Annotated in this window: 12 protein-coding genes; 11 read left to right on the plus strand and 1 reads right to left on the minus strand. The window is 71.9% G+C overall.

The window, feature by feature from the left end:
- Window positions 1-13 precede the first annotated feature (13 nt).
- The gene (locus ABZT12_RS23955; protein WP_356388100.1) at window positions 14-2,068 is read right to left on the minus strand and encodes a phosphocholine-specific phospholipase C; all 2,055 of its coding nucleotides are present in this window, start codon (window positions 2,066-2,068) and stop codon (window positions 14-16) included.
- A gap of 453 nt (window positions 2,069-2,521) precedes the next feature.
- On the opposite strand from ABZT12_RS23955, the gene ABZT12_RS23960 reads away from it, so the two are divergent.
- From ABZT12_RS23960 to ABZT12_RS24010, 11 genes are all read left to right on the plus strand, one after another.
- The gene (locus ABZT12_RS23960) at window positions 2,522-3,121 is read left to right on the plus strand and encodes an acyltransferase (RefSeq protein WP_356388103.1); all 600 of its coding nucleotides are present in this window, start codon (window positions 2,522-2,524) and stop codon (window positions 3,119-3,121) included.
- Between the two features lie 259 nt (window positions 3,122-3,380).
- The gene (locus ABZT12_RS23965; RefSeq protein ID WP_356388105.1) at window positions 3,381-4,553 is read left to right on the plus strand and encodes a hypothetical protein; all 1,173 of its coding nucleotides are present in this window, start codon (window positions 3,381-3,383) and stop codon (window positions 4,551-4,553) included.
- Window positions 4,550-5,320 (plus strand): WecB/TagA/CpsF family glycosyltransferase, encoded by a 771-nt coding sequence (locus tag ABZT12_RS23970; protein ID WP_356388107.1) that lies wholly within the window; start codon window positions 4,550-4,552, stop codon window positions 5,318-5,320. Before ABZT12_RS23965 ends, ABZT12_RS23970 begins: the two co-directional genes overlap by 4 nt.
- Window positions 5,320-6,579: a nucleotide sugar dehydrogenase gene (locus tag ABZT12_RS23975; protein WP_356388109.1), complete on the plus strand. Its 1,260-nt coding sequence runs from the start codon at window positions 5,320-5,322 to the stop codon at window positions 6,577-6,579. The genes ABZT12_RS23970 and ABZT12_RS23975 overlap by 1 nt, the downstream gene beginning before the upstream one ends.
- A gap of 4 nt (window positions 6,580-6,583) precedes the next feature.
- Window positions 6,584-7,699: a UDP-N-acetylglucosamine 2-epimerase (non-hydrolyzing) gene (gene wecB, locus ABZT12_RS23980; protein WP_356388111.1), complete on the plus strand. Its 1,116-nt coding sequence runs from the start codon at window positions 6,584-6,586 to the stop codon at window positions 7,697-7,699.
- A 51-nt stretch (window positions 7,700-7,750) separates the two neighbouring features.
- On the plus strand, window positions 7,751-8,635 hold the full coding sequence (locus ABZT12_RS23985) for a chain length determinant protein (RefSeq protein WP_356388113.1): 885 nt from the start codon (window positions 7,751-7,753) through the stop codon (window positions 8,633-8,635).
- Window positions 8,598-10,166 carry an oligosaccharide flippase family protein gene (locus tag ABZT12_RS23990; protein ID WP_356388115.1) on the plus strand — a complete coding sequence of 523 codons (1,569 nt, stop codon included), beginning with the start codon at window positions 8,598-8,600 and terminating at the stop codon, window positions 10,164-10,166. Before ABZT12_RS23985 ends, ABZT12_RS23990 begins: the two co-directional genes overlap by 38 nt.
- 5 nt (window positions 10,167-10,171) lie before the next feature.
- Window positions 10,172-11,275, plus strand: coding sequence for a hypothetical protein (locus ABZT12_RS23995; protein ID WP_356388117.1), 1,104 nt, complete (start codon window positions 10,172-10,174; stop codon window positions 11,273-11,275).
- A gap of 28 nt (window positions 11,276-11,303) precedes the next feature.
- On the plus strand, window positions 11,304-12,092 hold the full coding sequence (locus tag ABZT12_RS24000) for a glycosyltransferase family A protein (RefSeq protein WP_356388119.1): 789 nt from the start codon (window positions 11,304-11,306) through the stop codon (window positions 12,090-12,092).
- Between the two features lie 109 nt (window positions 12,093-12,201).
- Window positions 12,202-12,882 (plus strand): class I SAM-dependent methyltransferase, encoded by a 681-nt coding sequence (locus ABZT12_RS24005; protein WP_356388121.1) that lies wholly within the window; start codon window positions 12,202-12,204, stop codon window positions 12,880-12,882.
- Window positions 12,876-13,859 (plus strand): class I SAM-dependent methyltransferase, encoded by a 984-nt coding sequence (locus tag ABZT12_RS24010; protein WP_356388123.1) that lies wholly within the window; start codon window positions 12,876-12,878, stop codon window positions 13,857-13,859. The genes ABZT12_RS24005 and ABZT12_RS24010 overlap by 7 nt, the downstream gene beginning before the upstream one ends.
- Window positions 13,860-13,868: the final 9 nt, after the last annotated feature.

Raw genomic sequence — 13,868 nt, forward strand, 5'->3', positions numbered from 1 at the left:
CGCGGTACGGCCCTCACGCGGCCCCGATCGCCGGGTCGCTGACGCCGGGACGGCCGTTCTCGACGTGTCCGGCGAACCGCCGCAGGAAGGTCTTGTCGGCGGCGGAGGTGACCGTCAGGTCGTACCACCGCCGGCTCGCGCCCAGGTCGAAGGTGTGCCGTACGGTGGCGCCGGCCCGCACCCGGACCGTGGTGGCCCGGCCGCCGTAGCCGCCGCTCACCTTCAACTGCGCTGTTCCGGAGCCCTTGTTGGTGAAGGTCAGCTCGATGTCGTCGCCGTGGTGGCGCGCGGTGACCTCGGGTCCGGCGCTCTTCCCCGGGCCCTTGAAGACGCGCAGGAAGCCGTTCGGGCCGTGCACGGTCAGGTCGTAGGAGCCGTTGGAGTACGCCGAGTTCCAGGTGTCCGAGACCGTCCTGCCGGCTTCGGTGGTGTAACTCCAGGGCCCGTCCGCGCGGTTGCCGGAGGTGACGAGGAAGGCGGCGCCGGCGTGCGCGCCGGAGGCGAAGGCGAGGGTGAACCTCCCGGCCCCCGGATCCGCCGAACCGTCCACGGCGGGCGCGTACTTGAGGGGCCGGGCCGGGCGCACTCCGCGTTCCTGCCTGGGCAGGACGGGGTGCGCGGGCGGGGTCGGCACGTAGTCGGGGTGGCGGCTGGTGTCCGGCGGCCGGTAGCCGTCGGTGTCCGGCAGGGCGACCCGCCCGGTGTCCCGCCGCGAGAAGTCGAACGCGGTGGTCAGGTCGCCGCAGACGGCACGCCGCCAGGGCGAGATGTTGGGCTCGTGGACGCCGAACCGGGTCTCCATGAACCGGATGACGGAGGTGTGGTCGAAGGTCTCCGAGCAGACGTAACCGCCCTTGCTCCAGGGCGAGACGACGAGCATCGGCACCCGCTGGCCCAGCCCGTAGGGGCCGGCGACGTGGCCGCTGTCGCCGGGGAGGACGTCCAGTCCGACGTCGACGGTGGAGCTGCCCTGCGCGGCCGAGCCGGGCGGGAACGGCGGGACGACGTGGTCGAAGAAGCCGTCGTTCTCGTCGTAGGTGATGAACAGCGCCGTCTTCGCCCACACCGCCGGGTCCGCGGTGAGCGCGTCGAGCACCTGGGACACGTACCAAGCGCCGTAGTTCGCGGGCCAGTTGGGGTGTTCGGTGAACGCCTCGGGGGCGACCACCCAGGAGATCTCGGGCAGCTTGCCGCCCTTGACCTCCGCCTTCAGCTGATCGAAGAAGCCCTCGCCCTTGCGCGCGTCGGTGCCGGTGCGGGCCTTGTCGTAGAGCGGGTCGCCGGGCTTGGCGTCACGGTACTGGTCGAAGTAGAGCAGCGAGTTGTCGCCGTAGTTGCCGCGGTAGGCGTCGGGGATCCAGCCCCAGCTGCCGTTCGCGTCCAGGCCGTCGCCGACGTCCTGGTAGACCTTCCAGGAGACACCGGCCGCTTCGAGGCGCTCGGGGTAGGTGGTCCAGCTGTAGCCGGCCTCGTCGTTGCCGAGGACGGGGCCGCCGCCCTTGCCGTCGTTGCCGGTGTGCCCCGTCCACAGGTAGTAGCGGTTGGGGTCGGTCGAGCCGATGAACGAGCAGTGGTAGGCGTCGCAGATGGTGAAGGCGTCGGCGAGCGCGTAGTGGAACGGGATGTCCTCGCGGTTCAGGTACGCCATGGTCGTGGTGCTCTTGGACGGCACCCACTTGTCGTACTTGCCGCCGTCGAAGGCGGCGTGTCCGTCGTTCCAGCCGTGCGGGAGGTCCTGGATGAACTGCATGCCCAGGTCGTCGGCGTCGGGGCGGAACGGCAGGATGTCCTTGGCGCCGTCCGACTGGTACCAGACCGGCTTGCCGTCCTGCCGGGTGACCACCGGGTGCGGGTCGCCGAAGCCGCGGACGCCCCGGAGCGAGCCGAAGTAGTGGTCGAAGGACCGGTTCTCCTGCATCAGGACGACGATGTGCTCGACGTCCTCGATCGAGCCCGTGCGGTGGCTGGCCGGGAGCGCGGCGGCGCGCTCGATGCTGTTCGACAGCGCGGTGAAGGCGGTGGTGGCGCCCGCGAGTTGGAGGAATCTGCGCCGGTTGACGTCGGGCATGGGTGGGGACCTCTCATCCTGGTACGGATGGCCGGATCATGCGGTACGTGTGCGCAGCGAGTGTTCCAAGAGCAGCGAACGTCCGGGAAGGGTGCGGTGGCGCCCACGTGAAAGTCGCGGGTACACGTGGGGCGAGTGCGCACAGCGGGAACGGCGCCGCGCCCTCGCGTCCCAGCTCACCGGGGTGAACTCGGTTCGCCGGCACGGAACTTGTCCGGAGAGGTCGCCCGCGGCCCCGCCCGGTGCGGGCGGCCCGGTGAACAGTGCCCGTCCGGTTACGGGATTCCCCCCACCGGCGAATGCGGCGAAAGTAGGGTGCCGGAGGCGATCACCGAGGCGGTGGTCACCGGCCGGACGCGGACCACGGCCGACCGCCGGGCACCGGGCACCGGGAACGGGATTCGGTCACGCCCCGCCTCCGCCCGGCATGACGACAACGAGAGGGTCCTCCACGTGAGTTCCAGAATCCAGCCGACCGCCCAGGTCGACGAGACGGCCGTGATCGGTGACGGGACGACGGTCTGGGATCTCGCCCAGGTCCGGGAGGACGCCCGGCTGGGCAGCGGCTGCATCCTCGGCCGCGGAGCCTATGTCGGCCCCGGAGTGCGGATCGGCGACAACGTGAAGCTCCAGAACTACGCGTTGGTCTACGAACCCGCGGTGCTCGGTGACGGCGTCTTCGTCGGCCCGGCGGCGGTGCTCACCAACGACTGCTTTCCCCGTTCGGTGGACCCGCGGGGGCGGTTGAAGCGCGGGGACGACTGGGAGCCGGTCGCGGTGGTGGTGGCCGAGGGGGCGTCCCTGGGGGCCCGTTCGGTGTGCGTGGCGCCGGTGCGGGTGGGCCGGTGGGCGCTGGTCGCGGCGGGCGCCGTGGTGACCCGGGACGTGCCCGACTTCGCGCTCGTGGCCGGTGTTCCCGCACGTCGGATCGGCTGGGTCGGCCGGGCCGGCGTCCGGCTGGCCGAGCGGGCGGACGAGCCCGGTGTGTGGGAGTGCCCCGAGACGGGCGGGCTGCACGACGAGAAGGACGGCGAACTCACCGAGCGCGCATGACGCCTGTATCGCGCAAAACGTGAATCCTCGAACATCTGGCGGCATAACATGTGTGCGATGTGTGCAGACCAGGCACAATGAGCACACAGACCAGTCGTGCCCAGGGGGGGTTACGGGGTGGGGGACACCTGTGCCTGAAACGAGGAGCGGTGACCGCTCCAGCGTCTGACATCTGCCGTGCTCCGCGCGGCCGTTGATGCCGTCGCTTCATCAGTCTGTCCGCAACACAGGACCACAGGGGGGTTGGTGTGTCCCAACGATGACCATCACACGTCTGGCGGCGCTCGGTCATGAGGAACCGCCGCTGCTCGCGCTGGCCCAACGGCTGCTCACCGTCGCGGAGTCGGGGCTCGCGTCCATGCTCCTGCCCGGTGGCGAGGCCTTCGTCTTCACCATGGCCGGACGCGGGAGACCCGACGGCTCCTGGACTCTGGAGCGGCGCGGGACCAGCACCCGGTACGCGGCCATCACCGCGCTGGGGGCGCGCTTCCTCCCCGAGGACCGCCAGCGCGCGGTGCTCGGCGGACGCACCGCCCAGGAGTTCACGGGTCTGCTCATCGAGTCGCTGCCGGCGGTGACCAACCTCGGTGACGCGGCGCTCATCGCCTGGGCCGCAGCGGAAACCGGCCATCCCAAACTGTCCGACGCCTTCGGCCGGGTCGACGCCCTCGACGAGGAGGGCCGCCCGCAGTACACCGTCGAGGCGGCGTGGGTCCTCTCCGCCCTCGCGGCGGCGCGACAGACGGTCGATGTGGAGAGACGTTTCGCCTCCGCCCGTGACCGGCTGCTACGGGCCCGGATCGGGGACAGTCCGCTCTTTCCGCACGCCACGGGTCCCGGCCTGGTCCCCTGGTACCGGTCGCACGTGAGCTGCTTCGCCGACCAGACCTACCCCCTCCAGGCACTGGCCCGCGCCCACGCCAGCGACGAGGGCGGCGGCGATCCGCAGGCGCTGGCCGCCTCCGAGGCGTGCGCGGCGCGCATCTGTGAGCTCCAGGGCGACGGCGGTCAGTGGTGGTGGCACTACGACGCGCGCACCGGTGGAGTCGTGGAGGGCTACCCGGTCTACAGCGTCCATCAGCACGCGATGGCGCCGACCGCCCTCTTCGATCTCGCCGACGCGGGCGGCGCCGACTTCGGCGCCTCGGTCCGCCGGGGCCTGCGCTGGATGACGGACGTACCGGAACTCGCCGCCCACCCGGAGCGACGTGAGCCGATGATCCTCGACGAGCTCGGCGCCACCTGGCGCAAGGTCTACCGGGGGGACCCGAGGAAGGCCGTACGGGCCGCCCGGGGCCTGGGCACCCGGGTCGTTCCCGGCCTGCGGCTGAAGGCTCTGGACCGGGTCTACCGGCCCGTCGCCGTGGACCGCGAATGCCGGCCGTACGAATTCGGCTGGATGCTCTACGCCTGGCAGGGGGGCCGGATATGACGGATCGTCAGAGATTGTTCGGGGTCGAGGTGGACCCGCTCACCATGGACCAGACCGTGCGGCGCTGCCTGGACGCGGTCCGGGACGGCGAACAGCTGGAGATCGGCGTGGTCAACGCCGCCAAGCTGGTGAACATGCGCCGGGACGAGCGGCTCGCCTCCGCCGTGGCGGGCTGCGATCTGGTGCTGGCCGACGGACAGGCCGTGGTCTGGGCCGGCCGGCTGCTGCGCGCCCCGCTGCCCGAACGGGTGGCGGGCATCGACCTGTTCCTGCGGCTGCTGGCCGAGGCGGAGTCGGCGGGCGTGCCGGTGTACTTCCTCGGCGCCAAGGAGGAGGTGCTGGAGCGGATGCTGCTCCGGGTGGCCGACCGCTTCCCCGGCCTGAAGGTGGCCGGCGGCCGCAACGGCTACTTCGCCGACGCGGAGCAGGAGTCGATCGCGGACGCCATCGCCCGGAGCGGCGCCGGGATGCTCTTCCTTGGCATGACCTCACCAAAAAAGGAGATCTTCACCGCCGCCCACGGCGCCCGCACCGGCGCCAACGTGGTGCACGGCGTCGGCGGCTCCTTCGACATCCTGGCCGGAGTCACCAGACGGGCCCCGCGACTGTGGCAGCGCTGGGGGGTCGAGTGGCTCTACCGCGCCCTTCAGGAACCCCGCCGCCTCGGCCGGCGCTACGTCACCACCAACGCCGCCTTCCTCCTCATGACGGCACGCGAGCTGGTCCGGCTCACCCCGTCGGCCACTCCCGCGAACAGGAGCCGTTGATGCGCGTCGTCGTGGTGGGACAGGGATACGTGGGACTGCCGCTGGCCATCCGGGCCGCCGAGGTCGGACACGAGGTGATCGGCTACGACGTCGACGTACGGCGGATCAAGAGCCTGGCCGCCGGCGAGTCCTTCGTGGAGGACGTCTCCTCCGAACGGATCCGCGCCGCGCTGGACCGGGGGGCCTACCGCCCGAGCGCGTCGGCCCGTGACTGCGGTGGCTTCGACATCGCCGTGGTGACCGTCCCGACCCCGCTCCACGAGGGCACCCCCGACCTGCGCTACATCAGGGAGTCGGCGGTCACCCTCGCCCGCTATCTGCGCCCCGGGGCCACCGTCGTCCTGGAGTCGACGACCTACCCGGGCACCACGCAGGAGCTGTTCGCCCCGCTCCTGGAGGAGGGTTCGGGCCTCACCGCGGGCGCGGACTTCCACCTCGGCTACAGCCCGGAGCGGATCGACCCCGGCAACGCCGTCTGGGGTTTCAAGGAGACCCCGAAGGTCGTCTCCGGCGTGAACGCCGCCTCGCTCAAGGCAGTCGAGGACTTCTACGGCCAACTCGTCGACACCACCGTGCCGGTGAACTCGCCCAAGGAGGCCGAACTCGCCAAGCTCCTGGAGAACACCTTCCGGCATGTGAACATCGCCCTGGTCAACGAGATCGCGATGTTCGCCCACCACCTGGACATCGACGTCTGGCAGGCCATCGACGCCGCCTCCTCCAAGCCGTTCGGCTTCATGAAGTTCACCCCCGGTCCGGGTGTCGGCGGCCACTGCCTGCCGATCGACCCCTCGTACCTGTCCTGGCGGGTCCAGCGCGAACTGGGCCAGAGCTTCCGCTTCGTGGAGCTGGCCAACGACATCAACAACCACATGCCCGAGTACGTGACGCGCCGCATCACGGACCTGTTCAACGAGCGCCGCCGGTCCGTGAACGGTTCGCGGGTCCTGCTGCTGGGGCTGGCGTACAAGAAGAACACCGGCGACGCCCGCGAGTCGCCCGCCCTGCGCATCTCCCAACTCCTCCTCGACATGGGGGCGCAGGTCAGGGCGGCCGACCCGCACGTCGTCGAAAGCCTGCCCGTGGACGCCCGGTTGGTGCGGGTCGAACCGGTACCGGAGGAGCTGGCCGCCGCCGACGTGGTGGTCCTGCTCACCGACCACGACAGCTTCGACTACGAACTCGTCGTCGAACACGCCCCCTTCGTCCTCGACTGCCGCCGGCGGCTGGCGTCCGGACCCACGATCGAGGTGCTCTGAAACCATGCCGCGCATCGTCTGCGTCGCCGGGGCGCGCCCCAACTACATGAAGATCAAACCGGTGATGGACGCCTTGGAGAGCCGGGGCGCCGAGGTGGTCCTCGTCCACACCGGCCAGCACTACGACCCGGCCATGAACGACGTGTTCTTCGCCGACCTCGGCATCCGCCCGCCCGACCGTTTCCTCGGCGTCGGCTCGGGCAGCCACGCCGAGCAGACGGGACGCGTGATGGCCGCGTTCGAGCCGCTCCTCGGCGAGCTCTCCCCGGACCTCGTCGTCGTGGTCGGCGACATCAACTCCACCCTGGCCTGTGCCCTGGTGACCGCCAAGGCGGGTCCGCTGCTGGCGCACGTCGAGGCCGGTCTGCGCAGCCGCGACTGGACCATGCCGGAGGAGGTCAACCGGGTCGCCACCGACCGGGTCAGCGACTACCTGCTGGCCCCCTCCCCCGACGCCGTCGAGAACCTGCGCGCGGAGGGGTACCGGGAGGACCAGATCCACCTCGTCGGCAACGTCATGATCGACACCCTCCTCGCCAACCTGGAACGGGCCCGGGACTCGGACGTCCTCACCCGGTACGGCCTGACGCGGGGCGAGTACGGGCTCGTCACCCTGCACCGCCCCGCGAACGTGGACGATCCCGAGATCCTCAACGGGCTGCTGAAGGCGCTGGGCGAGATCGCCGGCCGCTGCCCGCTCGTGCTCCCCGTGCACCCGCGCGCGGCCGGGAAGCTGGCCGATCTCGGAGTCCCCGGCGGCGTCCGGCTCGTACCGCCCGCCGGCTATCTGGACTTCATCGCCCTCCAGGACTCCGCCCGGCTGGTGCTGACCGACTCCGGCGGAGTGCAGGAGGAGACCACCGCGCTGGGCGTGCCGTGTGTGACCCTGCGGGACAACACCGAGCGGCCCGTCACCGTCGAGCAGGGCACCAACGTGCTGGCCGGACGGGATCCGGCGCGCATCGTGTCCACCGCGCACCGGGTGCTGGACGCTCCGCCCGCCCCGCGCCGGCCGGAGCTGTGGGACGGCCGCGCGAGCGACCGCATCGCCGAGGTGCTCCTGGCGGGGGGCACCGCGCGCACCCGCCCGAGGCCCACCGACCGGACCTTCCCCCTATGATCCGCTTGCCACATATGCTCGTCGAACTTGGTGCCGCTAGGGGGAACCACCATGGATCTCGCTGAGATCTTCCGGGTCATGCGCAGGCGCTGGTACGTCCTGCTGCCCGGACTGCTCGTGGCCGTCGGCCTGATGGCCGCGGTGCGGCTGATGGTGCCGGTCACCTACCAGTCGCAGAGCACGGTGGTGCTGCTCAACTCGCAGAAGGCCACCCGCGCCTATGACGGCAACCCGTTCCTGAGCACCCAGACCTCGCTCACCGGCATGGCCGACAGCCTGGCCCGCAACCTCAACTCCGACGACTCCCTCCGGGAACTCAAGTCCCTCGGCGCCACCGGCACGTTCGGGGCGAAGCTCGCCGACAACGCGCAGGGGCCGCTCCTCTGGCTGACCGTCACCGGCACGGACAAGGCCACCGTCCTCTCCTCCGACCGCGTCCTGACCGCGTACGCCAAGGAGCGGCTGGACCAGTTCCAGAAGGAGCAGGCGGTCGACGAGAAGGCCATGATCCGGATGACGACGATCGTGCCCCCGCAGGTCCCGGTGGCGCAGACCAAGACCCGGCTCGAATACCTCGTCATGGCGGGCGCGCTGGGCCTGGTCCTCAGCATGGTCGCCACCTTCTACGCCGAGGCGCGCCTGCGGTCGCCCCGGCCCGCACCCGGGGCCGTACCCGAGTCCGCGCCCGCGGCCCCCGGCGGCGAGCCGGAGAAGGAGGCGGAGACGGCCGCTCCCCTCCCGGCCGGGGAGCCGGCCGTGGACGAGACGCTCGCCATCCGCCGGCCGCCCCGCTGGTCACGGTCGGTCAAGGACGGCCCGACCGCCGCAGAGCCCAAGGCACCACAGCCCGCGATGGCGGTGGCCTCCGCCGCCGAGCCGCTCGACGAGGAGTCGACCCATGGACACCGCCCGCGCACCGGACAGCGAGACCGGTGAGCCGAGCGAGACCCCCGCTCCTCCCGCGCCCGCGCTGCCCGCTCCCGTCTCCTTCGGCCGGAAGGTCCGCTCGGCGGCCCGTTGGAGTCTGATCAACACCGTCGTCATGCGGCTGGGCAACTTCGCGACCGGCATCGTGCTGGCCCGCTTCGCCCTGGGCCCCGCCGAGTGGGGCGTGTACGGCATCGCCCAGACCGTGCTGCTGGTCCTGCTGTCGGCGAACGAGCTCGGCGTCGGCCTGGCCATCGTGCGCTGGGAGGGGGACGCGCGGCGGTTCGCGCCGACCGTGCTGACCCTCAGCACCCTCTCCAGCGGGCTGCTGTACGTGGCGCTGTTCGCGGCGGCACCGACCGTGGCAGACCTGCTCGGCTCGCCGGACGCCGCCGGTGTCCTGCGGGTGATGTGCCTGTGCGTGGTGATCGACGGGGTGGCCCAGGTGCCCGGCGGCTTCCTCACCCGTGAGTTCGCCCAGGGCAGGCGCATGGTCATCGACGGGCTCAACTTCCTGCTCAGCACCTCGGTGACGCTGCTGCTCGCCTTCGAGGGCTGGGGCGCGATGAGCTTCGCCTGGGGCGCCGTGGCGGGGAACGTCGTCACCCTGATCGGCTGCGGACTGGCGGCGCCGGGCACCCTGAGGTTCGGCTGGGACCCCGCGCAGGCGCGGGCGCTGCTCCGGTTCGGACTGCCGCTCGCGGGGGCGAGCATGCTCGCGCTCGCGGTGGTCAACGTCGACACCATGGTGGTGGGCGCGACGCTGGGCAACGTGTCGCTGGGCTTCTACGTGCTCGCCTTCAACATCTCCGGCTGGCCCGTGCGGATCATCTCCGAGGCGGCCCGCCGGGTCTCCTTCGCCGGCTTCTCCCGGCTGGCCGGCTCGCCGCGGGCGCTCGCCCAGGGCTTCAGCCGCGCCCTGGGCGTCCTGATCACCGCCACCGTCCCGCTCTGCGTCCTGCTCGCGGGCCTCGCGGGACCGGCCATCCAGCTGATCTACGGCGGCAGTTGGCTTCCCGCCGCGGCGGCCCTGCCCTGGCTGATGGCGCTCGGCCTGATCCGCATCGGCAGCGAACTCGCCTACGACTGCCTGGTCGCCGTCGGGCAGCGCCGCTCCCTCTTCCTGGTGCAGGGACTGTGGCTGGCGGCCCTGGTACCCGCGCTCCTCGTGGGCGCCCACGCGAACGGCATCGTCGGCGTCTCCCAGGCCCATGTCCTCGTCGCCGGCGGCCTGGTGGTGCCCGTCTTCCTGTTCGCCCTCGGCCGCGGCGGCATCGGCGCCGGCCTGATCGCCCGGGCCTGCGCGTGGCCCTTCGCCGGCGGGGCCGTGATGGCCGCGGTCGTTCTCGCCCTGCACCACCGGTTCGGTGACGGCCGGCTCGCGCTCCTCGCCGTCGCCGCGACCGCCCTGGCCGCCTACGCGGTGTGCGTACTGCCCAGCCGCCACTTCCTGCGCGGCACCGCCCGCGGCGAGCGGCCCGCGGACGGCCGGCACCGGCCGTCCGCGCCGGTACCGCCCGCCCCACCGGACATGAGGTGAGCACGATGTCACGGCACATCAGCCGGAGCCCGCTCGCGGTTCTGCTGCTCGCTACCCTGCTCGCGGCCCTGGGCGCCTGTTCGGGGGCCGACCGGTCCGCGTCGCCCGCCTGCGCCGGCGCCCCGGCGACCTGCTCCGCGCGCGGCGCCTCGGCGTCACCGGAGACCGCTGCGCCGGCCGGCGCCACCGCCGCGACGGACCGCCCGTCCCCCGCGCCGTCCCCGACAGCCGAGCCCACCGTCACGGCGGGCGCCCGCACCGCGTCCGGCACCCCCGCCGCCACGACCCACTGCTCCTCCCCGGGTGCCTGCGGCTTCCCGGACGCCACCACCACCGGGCCGCGCATCCCCTTGAAACCGCACCACACCGGGTATCTGGCCGTGCGCACCAACGGGCTCGTGATCCGGGGGTGGGACATCACCGGCGCGCTCGACATCTACGCCGACGACGTCACCGTCATCGACAGCAGGATCACCTCCGACAGCTGGTGGGGCGTCAACCTGCGCCCCGGCTTCAGCGGTCTGCGCGTCCTGCACTCCACCGTCACGGCCGTGCCCGGCAAGGGGCCCGACAACGGCGGCGTGGACTACGCGGTGTCGAACATGGGCGGCAGCTCCGTCGAGGTCGGCTGGTGCGACGTCTCGGTGTTCGGCGACGCCCTCTCCATGGGGCAGGGCGACCTGCACGACAACTACGTCCACGACATCGTCCCGTTCGTCAACCTGGGCGGCGAGTGGCAGCACACCAACACGGTGATCAGCGGCGGCGGCAACACCGGACAGCTGATCATCCGCCACAACACCCTGCTCAACCCGACCGGCCTCAAGCAGGGCGCCTCGGGCAGCATCGGCCTCTTCGCGGACACCGGGGTGGTCCGCAACGTCACCGTGGACCACAACTGGGTGGCCGGCGGCGCCTACGCCCTGTACGGCGGCGACAAGGGCGCCACCGGGATCAAGGTCACCGACAACGTCTTCTCCACGCAGTACCACCCTGCCTCTGGCGGATACGGCGTGGTCGCCCACTGGAACGCGGGCGGCGCCGGAAACGTGTGGCGGAACAACCGGATGTCCGACGGCCGCACGGTCCGCCCCGGGCCGGTCACGTGAACGGCGTACCCGCCGGGGAGGCGAGACCATGATGCGCCGGATCGCACAGGCCCCGTGGACGCTGCTCAAGGCGGTCTTCGGCTGGCTGGTGCTCTTCGAGGCCAGGAACAAGATCCTGCTCGCCCCCTCGGCGGTCGGGCTGCGCCGGGTGGAGAACGCCGAGACCCGCCGGCTCGCGGCCGGCTTCCCGAGCGTGCCCTCGGCGCTCGTCGCCACGGTGATCGCCACCCACCGCCGCCCCGAGGCACTGCGCGCCGCCGTGCGCTCGGCGCTGGCGCAGAGCGTGCGCGACCAGGTCGTCATGGTCGTCGACGACGGCGCCGGACTGCCCGAACTGCCCGACGACCCCAGGCTGTTCGCGGTCTCACTGACGGCCAACACCGGGACCGCCGGCGTCGTCCGCAACGTGGGCATCAGGCTGACCCGGTCCCGCTATGTGGCGTTCCTGGACGACGACAACCTCTGGGAGCCGGACCATCTCGCCCGGGCGCTGGAAGTGCTCCGGTCGCCCGGCGGCCCCGACGGTGTGTACACGGCGCTGCGCCGCGTCCTGCCCGACGGCAGCGAGCGGGACATCCTGTCGGTGCCCTACGACCGGCGCCGCGCCGCCCGTGAGTCCTTCCTCGACACCAACGCCTTCGTCGCCCGCCGCAACCGCTGCCTGCGCTTCAGCCGTCTGCGCCGGACACCGGAGGTGATGCCCCGGGAGGACTGGGAGCTGATCCACCGGTACGCCCGCCGGCACCGGGTGGCGCACGTGCCGCACCCCACCGTCCGCTATCTGGTGAACCCGGCCAGCTTCTACACCCAGTGGTGACAGCCGGCCCGGAGCCGACCGGCTCCCCCCGGCTGCCACCCCCTGCTCCCGCCCGTTCCCTTCTCCGTCTCCTTCTCCAACTCCGTTACGACCTCAGGTGGTTGATCCCGTGCCCCGATCCCGCGCCCTCAGAAACAGATTCGTCGACGCGCCAGGCTCGCTGGGCGAGCGGCTGCGCATCGCCCGCTGGGAACGGTTCCGGCGCTGCTTCCCCGGCATCGAGAACATGCGCGTCGTCGACCTGGGCGGGACGGCCGAGATGTGGCTGCGGGCACCCGTACGCGCCAAGCACGTCCACCTGATCAACCTGGAGGAACACCCCGCCGAACTGCCCGACTGGATCACCGCCGAGGTCGGCGACGTCACCGACCCGGTGGTCGCCGCCGAACTCAGCGGCCACAACGGCGGTTACGACCTGGTCTTCTCCAACTCCACCATCGAGCACGTGGGCGGCCACAGCCAGCGCCGGCGGTTCGTCGACGCCGTCGGGTCGCTGGCCCCGCTGCACTGGATCCAGACGCCGTACCGCTACTTCCCCGTCGAGCCGCACTTCGTGGCGCCCGGCTTCCAGTTCCTGCCGCTCGCCGCCAGGGCCCGGCTGGTACGGCACTGGCCGCTCGTGCACAGCCGCCCCGACAGCCCGGAGTCGGCGATGAACGCGGTGATCAACATCGAGTTGCTGACCCGCACCGAGATGCGCTACCTGTTCCCGGACTCGGTGCTCCTCAGCGAGCGGGTGCTCGGTGTGACGAAGTCGCTGACAGCCGTACGAACGGAGCCCGCGTGCTGAACAACCTCGTCAACAGACATGACGCCGACCGGCTGCTGCGCAAGGTACGGCGGCTCGAACTCGACCCGGTGCTCGCCAAGTTGCGGGTGCGCGGCGGCGCGCGCGTGGTCCAGCACTGGTCGCGGGTCGACCCGTCGCTCACCGAGTGGTGGGCGATACCCGCGGTCGTCGAGCGGTGGAACCTGCTGATGACCGGCGACCCCCGCACCTCCTTCCCCGAGTACGTGGCCGCCGAGCACTTCGCGCCGCGCACCGATCTGCGCGGCCTCTCGCTCGGCTGCGGCACCGGCGGCAACGAGCTGCTCTGGGCGAAGACCGGCGCGTTCGGTCTGCTGGAGGGCGTGGACGTGGCGCAGCAGCGCATCGACTTCGCCACCCGCGCCGCCGAGGAGCACGGTCTCGCCGACGTCCTGCGCTTCCGGGTCAGTGACGTCAACCGGATGAGCAGCGACGGGGAACGCTTCGACGTGCTGCTGGGTCTTCAGTCGCTGCACCACTTCGACGAGCTCGACGAGACGCTGCCGCGGCTGTCCCGGCTGATCGAGCCGGGCGGGACGTTCGTGGTCGACGAGTTCGTCGGCCCGACCCGGTTCCAGTGGACCGACGCCCAACTGGACGCGGCGAACGCCCTGTTGGCCGAGCTCCCGGAGGAGCGGCGGCGGCTGGCCGACGGCCGGACCAAACACCGCGTCGTACGGCCCAGCCGGCTGTCGATGGTGCTGGACGACCCCTCGGAGGCGGTCGACGCGGCGGCGCTGCTGCCGGGCCTGCGGCGCCATTTCGACATCGTCGAGGAACGGCCGTACGGCGGCACGGTGTTGCACATCGCGTTCTCCGGGATCGCGCACAACTTCCGCGACGGGGAACCCGAGACGCGGGCCCTGCTGGAGCGGTGCTTCGCCGCGGAGGACGCGGCGCTGCCGGAGGTGGGGCACGACTTCGTCGCCCTGGTCTGCCGGCCGAGGAGCACGGACTGAGAAGCGGGC

This window comes from Streptomyces sp. NPDC005423 (assembly GCF_040606415.1).
GTDB lineage: Bacteria > Actinomycetota > Actinomycetes > Streptomycetales > Streptomycetaceae > Streptomyces.

What these genes read in the sequence shown, in the direction of transcription:
- ABZT12_RS23970 (WP_356388107.1), top strand. Translation starts at nt 4,550, where the DNA reads ATGACGGATCGTCAGAGATTGTTCGGGGTCGAGGTGGACCCGCTCACC.
- ABZT12_RS23955 (WP_356388100.1), bottom strand. Translation starts at nt 2,068, where the DNA reads ATGCCCGACGTCAACCGGCGCAGATTCCTCCAACTCGCGGGCGCCACC.
- ABZT12_RS23990 (WP_356388115.1), top strand. Translation starts at nt 8,598, where the DNA reads ATGGACACCGCCCGCGCACCGGACAGCGAGACCGGTGAGCCGAGCGAG.
- ABZT12_RS23985 (WP_356388113.1), top strand. Translation starts at nt 7,751, where the DNA reads ATGGATCTCGCTGAGATCTTCCGGGTCATGCGCAGGCGCTGGTACGTC.
- ABZT12_RS24000 (WP_356388119.1), top strand. Translation starts at nt 11,304, where the DNA reads ATGATGCGCCGGATCGCACAGGCCCCGTGGACGCTGCTCAAGGCGGTC.
- ABZT12_RS23975 (WP_356388109.1), top strand. Translation starts at nt 5,320, where the DNA reads ATGCGCGTCGTCGTGGTGGGACAGGGATACGTGGGACTGCCGCTGGCC.
- wecB (WP_356388111.1), top strand. Translation starts at nt 6,584, where the DNA reads ATGCCGCGCATCGTCTGCGTCGCCGGGGCGCGCCCCAACTACATGAAG.
- ABZT12_RS23965 (WP_356388105.1), top strand. Translation starts at nt 3,381, where the DNA reads ATGACCATCACACGTCTGGCGGCGCTCGGTCATGAGGAACCGCCGCTG.
- ABZT12_RS23995 (WP_356388117.1), top strand. Translation starts at nt 10,172, where the DNA reads ATGTCACGGCACATCAGCCGGAGCCCGCTCGCGGTTCTGCTGCTCGCT.